The sequence below is a fragment of the Methanoregula sp. genome (assembly GCF_049690535.1).
Classification (GTDB): Archaea; Halobacteriota; Methanomicrobia; order Methanomicrobiales; family Methanospirillaceae; genus Methanoregula.
Window position 1 is genome coordinate 1 of record NZ_JBAVMX010000048.1, and the last position, 7,591, is coordinate 7,591.

14 protein-coding genes are annotated in these 7,591 nt (G+C 54.9%); 13 read left to right on the plus strand and 1 reads right to left on the minus strand.

Features of this window, described 5'->3' with window-relative positions; translation table 11 throughout:
• Positions 1-517: hypothetical protein (locus WCE46_RS03935; protein ID WP_424732394.1), on the minus strand; the 517-nt coding region annotated here is incomplete at its 3' end.
• 52 nt (positions 518-569) lie between these two features.
• Here WCE46_RS03935 and WCE46_RS03940 point away from each other — a divergent pair.
• The 13 genes from WCE46_RS03940 to WCE46_RS04000 all read left to right on the plus strand — a co-directional run bounded on the left by WCE46_RS03940 (position 570) and on the right by WCE46_RS04000 (position 7,529).
• Positions 570-767: an AbrB/MazE/SpoVT family DNA-binding domain-containing protein gene (locus WCE46_RS03940; protein ID WP_424732395.1), complete on the plus strand. Its 198-nt coding sequence runs from the start codon at positions 570-572 to the stop codon at positions 765-767.
• Positions 745-915: a hypothetical protein gene (locus WCE46_RS03945; RefSeq protein ID WP_424732407.1), complete on the plus strand. Its 171-nt coding sequence runs from the start codon at positions 745-747 to the stop codon at positions 913-915. Before WCE46_RS03940 ends, WCE46_RS03945 begins: the two co-directional genes overlap by 23 nt.
• Entirely contained in the window at positions 912-1,145 is a 234-nt protein-coding gene (locus WCE46_RS03950) for a hypothetical protein (RefSeq protein ID WP_424732396.1), read from the plus strand. Before WCE46_RS03945 ends, WCE46_RS03950 begins: the two co-directional genes overlap by 4 nt.
• Entirely contained in the window at positions 1,142-1,300 is a 159-nt protein-coding gene (locus WCE46_RS03955; protein ID WP_424732397.1) for a hypothetical protein, read from the plus strand. Before WCE46_RS03950 ends, WCE46_RS03955 begins: the two co-directional genes overlap by 4 nt.
• Positions 1,279-1,473: a hypothetical protein gene (locus tag WCE46_RS03960; protein ID WP_424732398.1), complete on the plus strand. Its 195-nt coding sequence runs from the start codon at positions 1,279-1,281 to the stop codon at positions 1,471-1,473. Before WCE46_RS03955 ends, WCE46_RS03960 begins: the two co-directional genes overlap by 22 nt.
• The gene (locus WCE46_RS03965) at positions 1,466-3,091 is read left to right on the plus strand and encodes a DNA primase family protein (RefSeq protein ID WP_424732399.1); all 1,626 of its coding nucleotides are present in this window, start codon (positions 1,466-1,468) and stop codon (positions 3,089-3,091) included. Before WCE46_RS03960 ends, WCE46_RS03965 begins: the two co-directional genes overlap by 8 nt.
• 234 nt (positions 3,092-3,325) lie before the next feature.
• A complete protein-coding gene (locus WCE46_RS03970) occupies positions 3,326-3,760 on the plus strand; it encodes a hypothetical protein (RefSeq protein WP_424732400.1) in 435 nt (144 codons plus the stop codon).
• 148 nt (positions 3,761-3,908) lie between these two features.
• The gene (locus WCE46_RS03975; RefSeq protein ID WP_424732401.1) at positions 3,909-4,064 is read left to right on the plus strand and encodes a hypothetical protein; all 156 of its coding nucleotides are present in this window, start codon (positions 3,909-3,911) and stop codon (positions 4,062-4,064) included.
• Positions 4,061-6,112: a hypothetical protein gene (locus WCE46_RS03980; RefSeq protein ID WP_424732402.1), complete on the plus strand. Its 2,052-nt coding sequence runs from the start codon at positions 4,061-4,063 to the stop codon at positions 6,110-6,112. Before WCE46_RS03975 ends, WCE46_RS03980 begins: the two co-directional genes overlap by 4 nt.
• Before the next feature lie 213 nt (positions 6,113-6,325).
• On the plus strand, positions 6,326-6,940 hold the full coding sequence (locus WCE46_RS03985; RefSeq protein WP_424732403.1) for a hypothetical protein: 615 nt from the start codon (positions 6,326-6,328) through the stop codon (positions 6,938-6,940).
• A 5-nt stretch (positions 6,941-6,945) separates the two neighbouring features.
• Positions 6,946-7,158, plus strand: a complete 213-nt coding sequence (locus WCE46_RS03990) for a hypothetical protein (RefSeq protein ID WP_424732404.1) — start codon at positions 6,946-6,948, stop codon at positions 7,156-7,158.
• A gap of 12 nt (positions 7,159-7,170) precedes the next feature.
• Positions 7,171-7,386 (plus strand): hypothetical protein, encoded by a 216-nt coding sequence (locus WCE46_RS03995; protein WP_424732405.1) that lies wholly within the window; start codon positions 7,171-7,173, stop codon positions 7,384-7,386.
• Between the two features lie 5 nt (positions 7,387-7,391).
• Positions 7,392-7,529, plus strand: a complete 138-nt coding sequence (locus WCE46_RS04000; RefSeq protein ID WP_424732406.1) for a hypothetical protein — start codon at positions 7,392-7,394, stop codon at positions 7,527-7,529.
• Positions 7,530-7,591 lie beyond the last annotated feature (62 nt).

A 7,591-nucleotide genomic window follows, 5' to 3' on the forward strand; every position in this document is an offset into this window, starting at 1 on the left:
GGCCTACTTCCTCTGATAATAAATTCTTTATTGCTCTTCTAAAGGTTTCGTCATGATATCTTCCCAGATCATCAAAATTACAATTATCATTTTTTTTGGATCGTCCCCCGACTTTCCTGTATCTTACAAGATCTCTTTTCAAATCTTTGAGTGCCACCCAACCAAATATAGGTGGTAAACCAGGCTTTTTTTCTCCATACTCCCACAAATATCGAATAATTTCCTTGGCGCACCTCAAACCAGTTGGTTCGCACGGTAATTCGGTTGATTTATCTTCCCACTTTTCTCTCCGTCTTTTCCCCCCTTTTGAAAAAACTTTAAGTCTTCGGTTAATTGTTTTCGAAAAATCCAGTGACAACTCTTTAGCAATATTCTCAAAATATTTATCGGGATCACCGCCATATTCCCCCTCCACCCATTCATCGTGATAGGGCCCATCTAATCCAATTAGGAATACCGGGCGTAAAAAATCCAAATCTTTTGTTTCGAGGGAAATTCCCATTTCTGCAAGTTGCACACATGTAATATGTGCGATTGAGTATATGATTTCTTCCAAAAAAGCATAAAATATGCAGAGGATTGCGAGTCACAAAGTACAAACCACAACAGGATCTTTTAGCGTGGTTTTACCCGTCGTGTGGGCACGAAAACATGGCATAGCGAAAGGCACAGTCGTCGATATTTTCGTCGAAAACGATTGGCTGATTATCATTCCTGATGGGGTCTCTCACCATGAGGAGGTGAGTGACGGTCATGCCGAGCGGTAAGACCTATAACGCTAGGAGCGACTCGCCTGCCATAGTCTTCCTTGGTGAACTGTCTGCAAGTACATATGCCCGTCTCCCCCCAAAGATGCAGGCGGCTTGCAGGGAACTGGCAGAACGCGGGGAAATTACCATCGAAGGTAACGCATGACCCCCCACTGGCACGGGAACCCACAGCGAACCGCGGAATGTATTCTCGCACAGGTCAGGAATGGGAACGTCCGCACCAGAGGACAATACGTCGCCCTCGTTTCTACTGTAAACTCCCTCCCATGGCGTCTTCGTTCGTGGCTGTGGCGCCGGCTGGAACAGGAGATCGGGCACGATTCAGTATCGTATCTCAAACAGTGGTCCAGCGCGACCGTAGAGGTGCCGGCATGACACCGCGATCGTTGGCTGTCATCGTTATCGAAGGAGATTCTGCAAATTTATACCAGGCGCTCGGCGAGATGTGTGATATCGCAAAAAGTTATGGAATTGCCACGGACCTCGTTATTAAAAACCTCGAGGGGGGATGCAAACGCCCGAAACGATAACCACACGACAGCAGTATGGCGATTCCATCACCATCGGGCGCGTCAGCAAAGGCGGCGAGATAAAGGTCTACCTGGACGCTGACGACCTCGCCGGTGCCCAAAAACGCATCGACAACATTGTGGCAGCCCGGGCATACCTCCTGCAGAAACTTGGGGGGGCACTTGATGGATAATCTCGATCGCGATTGCGGGGCGGCCTTCGCAAATCCATCCCGGTTTGCCGAGGCCCTGGCCCTGAAAAAGATCATGGCGGACCGTGAACAGGCGACCGAATCCCCCAAGGCGATCGAGACAAAACCGGTAGAGCAGCCGGTGTCCATATCCCCAGAACCGGAGCCGGTTCCTGATAAAGAGCCGCTGCGGCATCTCGACCCTATCTCCCGTCGGATGATTCTCGCATCCCGGGAAGAGGGGCGGCAGTCCGGGAAAAATCTGGTGTGCCGAGATCATCCCCGGACGGACCTGGGCAACAGTCAGCGCTTCGTCCTCCGGTTCGGGCTCGATTGCCGGTACTGTCACGCATTCAAGAACTGGTACATATGGGACGGCATTCGCTGGCAACGCGACAACGACGGGCTCGTCCGGGAACTTGCTAAGGATGCAGTGTACCGCATCTACGACGAGGCATCGGTTTCTCCAGGAGCTACTGAACAGGGCGAACTCTACAAATGGGGCATCTCTTCACAGGGGCGGCCACGTATCGACGCCATGGTGAGCCTCTCAACCAGCGCCCTGGCGATATCCCCGGACGAACTGGATACCAACCCAGACCGGCTGAATTTTCCGAACGGCACCCTGGACCTGCAGACATTCGAATTTGCGCCGGCCCGTCGCGATGATCTGATCACCCGGGTGACCGGGTGCGCTTATGACCCTGCAGCAGCTTGCCCGTCATGGGGCAAATTCCTCGACAAGATCATGGCCGGAAACCAGAACCTGATCGGGTTCATTCAGCGGGCTGTCGGGTATTCACTCACAGGTCACACCGGGGAGCGGGCCATTTTCCTCTGTCATGGCGGCGGCGCGAACGGTAAAAGCACCCTACTGAACACCATTATGGCAGTCATCGGAGAATACGGGCTGCCCGTCGAATCGAACACATTCTGCGTAAGCCGGAACGAGTCCATCCGTAACGATCTGGCGGCCCTAAAAGGTGCCCGGTTCGTGACGGCGACCGAGGCCGGCAAGGGAAAGCGGCTGGATGAGTCCATTATTAAGCAGTTCACCGGTGGTGGTGACAAGATCCGGGCCCGGTTCCTCTATCAGGAGTTTTTCGAGTTCAAGCCGGAGTGCAAAATCTGGTGGGCGTTCAACTCGGCGCCCCGCATCACTGACAGCACGGACAGCATATGGGCCCGGGTGAAGATGATCCCGTTCTCTGTGATCATTCCCGAGGCCGAGCGCGATATCCGGCTGCCCGACAAGCTCCTCAAGGAGGCCCCGGGGATCATAAACTGGGCGATTGCAGGACTCCAGGAATACCAGCGGATCGGACTCGCCGAACCGGTCGAGGTCCGGAGTGCAACACAGCAGTACCGGGAAGACCAGGACAACTTCGCGGACTTCCTCACCGACATGTGCATCTGCGACGACCCCCGGGCGACCTGCGGGGCAACGGACCTGTACAACGTGTACGTGAAATGGTGCAGCACAGAGGCCCCGGACGAGAAGGTCAAGAGCCCGCGGTCGTTCGGGTTCGAAATGAACGATCACGGCTTCAAGCGGGACAGGGACGGTGCCACAAAAAGGAAGATCTACCTAGGCATCAGGCCCAAAAATGGAGGTTTCTGAATTATGCCCGGTTTCAAAATCGTAACCATGGGAACCCATGAATTGACATTTCCAGTACCTTCCAATATTTCTCTCATGAAGGGGTATCCAGAAAAACCATTCTATGGTTTCTCATGGTTACTTTTCGCAATCCGGGTTCATTTTGCAAAGTTGGTGATTTAGATGCAAAACTGCTCTGTTTGCACCCATCCGGATGTTGAAAATATCAACAAATCTTTGCTTAGCGGGACAAGTTTGCGGGACATTGCGGGACAAGCGGGACACGAGGATCTTACGAGGAGCAGCCTCTCCCGGCACAAGCGGCACCTCTCCGTAAAACTCGCCAAGACTGCCGAGCGCCGGGAGATCGGGAAGGTCGCGAGCCTGGCAGATGATGTCCTAGAACAGGTGAAAGACCTCAATGCCCGGGTCTCGGCAATCCTCGCAGCATGTGAAGCCGACGGCGACCGCAGGAACGCGATCGCGGCGATCAGGGAGGCACGGGGCCTGCTCGAAACACAGGGAAAACTCATGGGTAACTTCGCACCACAAACCGCCGCCGTCCAGGTGAATGTCGGACTTCAAACCATCCAGACAACTCCCGAATGGCCGGTACTGATGGTGGTCCTCAGTCACCATCCAGAAGTGCACGCTGAACTCACGGCAGCACTTACGGAGGCCGGGTTATGAACAGTGAGATAAGAAAACTTATCTGCGGCTTACGTCGTAGAAATGGCCAAAATATAGACCACTCCACTATTTCCACTGCAACGGAGCCCGTAAAACACCCCGTTTGCTTGAATCAAAATACCACTATTTCCTGTGGAGGGCACTTTTCATGACCTGCTCTTACGTCGAGGGCACGATCGGCCATTTCCGCTGCGCCTGCACGAGCCGGTCCCGGTGCCCGAAAGGTAGGGTTATCGATGCCGGGCGAATAACGCCCGGGTGTTTCACCATCGGCGGCAACACTCCCCGGGAGCTGTCATCATGACCAGCCCGATCCGGTTCTTGTTGGACCCCGGGCTCTGGGTGCGTGAAGTGCTCGGTCACACACCCTGGGAAAAACAGGTCCAGATCCTCGAAAGCATCCGGGATCACAAGGTCACTGCGGTAAAGAGTGCCCATGCCTGCGGTAAATCCTTCAGCGCTGCCGAGTGCGCCCTGTGGTTCTTATTCAATCACCCTCATTCGATCGTTATCTCCACAGCTCCGACCGACCGCCAGGTATCCGGAATCCTCTGGCGGGAGATCCGGTCCGCTCATTCAAAAGCGGGACTCCCGGGAGCATGTCTCCAAACAGAACTCAAGATCGATAACGATCACTTTGCCCTTGGATTCACCGCACCGCCATATGCCGGTGATAAATTTCAAGGATTCCACGCTCCGTACATCCTCGTTATCGTCGATGAGTCCGCCGGGGTCTCGGATGATATATTTGATGCCATCGACGGTATTCTCACGTCTGACGAATCGCGACTTCTCTTAATCGGAAATCCAACGAGTAGTAGCGGCAGATTTTACAAGGAGTTTTCGACAGCATCCGGGGCGAACAAGATCAGCATCAGCGCCTTTGATACCCCGAACTTTACCCGGTACGGCATTACGGAGCAGGACCTCCTCGCAGGGACCTGGCAGGAGAAGATTGCTGGCAGTCTCCCGGCACCGTTTTTGGTCACCCCGGGGTGGGTTGCCGACCGGATCAAGCAGTGGGGCAAAGAAAGCCCGCTGTACCAGAGCAAGGTTCTGGCGAATTTCCCCACAGCCGGCGATAACAGTTTAATCCCGCTGGCATGGATCGAGGCAGCCGTCGAGCGGGATCTCCCGGTCGGAGAGCCGGTCCAGCTCGGATGTGATATTGCGCGGTTCGGTTCGGATATGACCGTGCTCATGCTCAGGGAGGGGAGCCGGGCCCGGATCCTCAAAGTTCTCCCTATGTCCGATACCATGGCCACTGCCGGGGAAATTATTCGGGGCATGAGGGAGTGCGGGGCCTCCGTGGCAAAGGTCGACGGTGCAGGTGTGGGGGGCGGGGTTGTCGACCGTCTGGAAGAGCAGGCTTTATCGGTCGTGGATGTGCAGAGCGCCGCCAGCGCCGAGGACAAAGAGCGGTTTGGGAACCTCCGGGCTGAAATGTGGTGGACTCTTCGGGAGCGGTTTGAATCCGGGGACATCTCAATCCCTGACGATGAAGAGCTGATCGCCCAGCTCGCCGGCATTCGGTATAAGGTGAACTCCAAGGGGCAGGTTTTCATCGAGAGCAAGGAAGATATGAAACGCCGGGGAGTATCGAGCCCGGACCGGGCGGATGCTTTGATGCTGGTCTTCGGGAACTCCGACCACATACGGGATGCACTTTTCCCCCGGGGTCTGGTCGAATCGTGTGTCAGTCGCCAGGAGCGGAAACGCGTACCCCGGACCGAATATTATGCGGCGATTGCGGGAACCCCTACCCACGACATGATATCCTTCGCTCTCGGCCACGTTTCAGGTGGGAAAATCATCGTGGATGAGTTTAAGCAATGGCAGGCCGATCGGGAGGGAAAACTACCGTGGCCGACGATTTTCCATGAGGCTTACGGACTTTGTCTGCATTATCGGATTGAACTTTTGATTCATACCGAGCATTCCCAAGCCGATATCCGGGAACACTTCGAGGATTGTTACCTCTCGATGATGCCTCAGACTCCCACGTACCGATCGGAGGTCTATGAGGAGCTCGAGACGCGAATCAAAAACGACCAGATCCGGTATCCTGACACCCCGCAACTGATCCAGGAACTGAGAGGATTAGAACGCAAAAGGACCGGGGACAGGTTCGCGGTCCGGCACCCGGAACGGGGTCGGAGTGATAGCGGGGCCCTAGCGGTCGCGATGTTAACTCGCAAGCTCGGCGACTGGTTTGATGCCTCGTATTTCCAGGACGATCCTCCCCGGGGCAGTAGCGAGTGGCCCGATGACGACGACCGTCCCGACCGGGTTAATTCCGCATGTGGGCTGATGGGCGGTAAAATCCACGAATACGAAGAAGGGAGGCCGTGAACAAGTAACGAGTGGCGATGAAGCGGTTTTGGTTCCTTTCTTTCCGCCGAGCCACTGGTTAAATCGAGCAGGGGTAGGAAGTGATGCCCTCCCTACCCCCTCGCAATTTCTCGTTGAAGATTAACACAACAGGTGAAAAACATGAGAAACAACAGCACAGAATCGACTATGAGGTACAGCCCGATGAACACAGAAAACGCAGAGGTGTAAACCATGAGTCCACAAATTTTCCACATGCCGGACGGCGGCGGCAGTTCCGTTGTTGTCCTGGGCAGCCAGCTCAGGGAAGAAGAAGAAGGAAAGGTTTCAATCCACGATCTGATCCACATGACGGCGAGTTTCTATGTCGTGCGGGCAATACGGGGGACCACTGTCATGAGCCCCGCCAGGACACAAAGAGACACCGTTTCGGTAAACTTCTCTCCGATGATGATGCTATGCTGGGCCGCGATCCGGATGACTGATACGATCACATGGGACGAACTTGTCGAGGAGTGCACGAAGGACAAACTTGTCGACGGTCTGCCGATCGACTTGGCAGCGGATCCCGACCGGGCAAAAAAGATCAACCGGGATATCGACATCGCCCTGGCCTCCCTTTGTGGGCTGGGTCTCGCATCGGCATCCCGTATAGAACGTGATCACCTGCATGAAGGCGTCCCGGACGGCGACACCTCCAAGGAATTGAAGAGACTGGCAGAACTCCGGGAGCGACAGATCGGGGAGACCCGGCTTGAACGAGCGAAGTTAGAATACCGGCTCAGTCAGCTTAAGGGTGAAGAGATCCCCGAGAAATCGGCGAAGGCCAAGAAGACGGCGGGAGCGTGAGAGAGATGAAACTGACATTCGGAAAGGACACCATTGAGGTGCCCGCGCCCGAAGGCTGCCAAGCAATCTTCCAGAGGATGACCGGTCCTGACGGAAAAGGTGGATACCGTTCGATGACGTGGGATGACCTCTATAAATATGGTCGGCTCGGTAACCCGGGCAACCGCCGATATCAGGGTACATACCACGAAGGCCGGGATCTCTTGCCGCTCCCGTGAGGCGTGGAGACCATGACCACGATCAACCTTCCGGGAACCCTGAAAGTCACGAGCATGGAGATATCCCGGACCCTCCAGGACGCATATCATCAGTGCACGATCAACACTGATGGATATGCAGATTATACCCCGTGGACACAGGTTGCCGCATGGATGCCGGACTATATCGCGGAGCCAGTGTTCCAAGAGAAGATCGCAGCGATCCGGGCTGCTGCCCCGGGTGCGTGATTATCATGACCGAAAACAAAGGCAAAATAGTTGTATCGGGGACCCAAGAACAGATCGAAGCATACCGGAAAGAGGACCCGACGTTCTGCCAGTTCCTGGAAGAGACCGGTCGTTTGATCGTCGTCACGCCGCAAACTCAATAAATCCTCTCTCTTTTTCCGACTTTTCCGACGTTGAATAATGCTCGAAAGTTAAAAGGTAATAT

What these genes read in the sequence shown, in the direction of transcription:
- WCE46_RS03940 (WP_424732395.1), top strand. Translation starts at nt 570, where the DNA reads ATGCAGAGGATTGCGAGTCACAAAGTACAAACCACAACAGGATCTTTT.
- WCE46_RS03950 (WP_424732396.1), top strand. Translation starts at nt 912, where the DNA reads ATGACCCCCCACTGGCACGGGAACCCACAGCGAACCGCGGAATGTATT.
- WCE46_RS03955 (WP_424732397.1), top strand. Translation starts at nt 1,142, where the DNA reads ATGACACCGCGATCGTTGGCTGTCATCGTTATCGAAGGAGATTCTGCA.
- WCE46_RS03960 (WP_424732398.1), top strand. Translation starts at nt 1,279, where the DNA reads ATGCAAACGCCCGAAACGATAACCACACGACAGCAGTATGGCGATTCC.
- WCE46_RS03965 (WP_424732399.1), top strand. Translation starts at nt 1,466, where the DNA reads ATGGATAATCTCGATCGCGATTGCGGGGCGGCCTTCGCAAATCCATCC.
- WCE46_RS03975 (WP_424732401.1), top strand. Translation starts at nt 3,909, where the DNA reads ATGACCTGCTCTTACGTCGAGGGCACGATCGGCCATTTCCGCTGCGCC.
- WCE46_RS03980 (WP_424732402.1), top strand. Translation starts at nt 4,061, where the DNA reads ATGACCAGCCCGATCCGGTTCTTGTTGGACCCCGGGCTCTGGGTGCGT.
- WCE46_RS03985 (WP_424732403.1), top strand. Translation starts at nt 6,326, where the DNA reads ATGAGTCCACAAATTTTCCACATGCCGGACGGCGGCGGCAGTTCCGTT.
- WCE46_RS03990 (WP_424732404.1), top strand. Translation starts at nt 6,946, where the DNA reads ATGAAACTGACATTCGGAAAGGACACCATTGAGGTGCCCGCGCCCGAA.
- WCE46_RS03995 (WP_424732405.1), top strand. Translation starts at nt 7,171, where the DNA reads ATGACCACGATCAACCTTCCGGGAACCCTGAAAGTCACGAGCATGGAG.
- WCE46_RS04000 (WP_424732406.1), top strand. Translation starts at nt 7,392, where the DNA reads ATGACCGAAAACAAAGGCAAAATAGTTGTATCGGGGACCCAAGAACAG.